Origin of the sequence: Burkholderia sp. A2 (assembly GCF_001729305.1) — a bacterium.
In the GTDB taxonomy this organism is placed as follows: Bacteria; Pseudomonadota; Gammaproteobacteria; order Burkholderiales; family Burkholderiaceae; genus Burkholderia; species Burkholderia sola.
Genome location: NZ_LZXX01000156.1, coordinates 1,421 through 1,901 on the forward strand (window position 1 = coordinate 1,421; position 481 = coordinate 1,901).

The 481-nt window shown below is 68.2% G+C and carries 1 protein-coding gene and 1 pseudogene; one reads left to right on the forward strand and one right to left on the reverse strand.

What is annotated here, in order from left to right; translation table 11 throughout:
* Positions 1-196: pseudogene (locus A9Z05_RS37315) on the reverse strand (hypothetical protein); the annotation flags it as partial.
* 86 nt (positions 197-282) lie between these two features.
* Here A9Z05_RS37315 and A9Z05_RS38225 point away from each other — a divergent pair.
* Positions 283-481: SDR family NAD(P)-dependent oxidoreductase (locus A9Z05_RS38225; RefSeq protein WP_256122163.1), on the forward strand; the 199-nt coding region annotated here is incomplete at its 3' end.

Below are 481 nucleotides of genomic sequence, written 5' to 3' on the forward strand. Positions count from 1 at the left end.
TCGCCGCGCCGTGCAGCGCGAATTCCATTTTCCGTCGTTGCTCCGTCCCCTTCATCGTCGATGCCACTGCGCCGCACCGCGCGCTTTCCGCCTTGCGGTGCGGGCGCGTCGTCGCGTCGTCGCGCGCCCTCGTGCCGCAGCGCGTCATAGAAAGCCGCCGCGTCGTCTTGACAGCGCGTATCGCGTATCCGATCATTCGATCACTAACAGAGCAATTGATCGGTCGAAGAGCGTTCGCTCACCCGCGACCGTCGTGCAGCAAGAACGAACCGGAGACAGCCAGTGAGACTGGAAGACAAGGTCGCGATCCTGACGGGCGCCGCAAGCGGCATCGGCGAGGCGGTTGCGCAACGCTATCTGGACGAGGGCGCGCGCTGCGTGCTCGTCGACGTGAAGCCGGCAGGCGGCTCGCTCGCCCGGCTGATCGAGGCCAACCCCGGCCGCGCGGTGGCCGTCACGGCCGACGTCACGCGCCGCGACG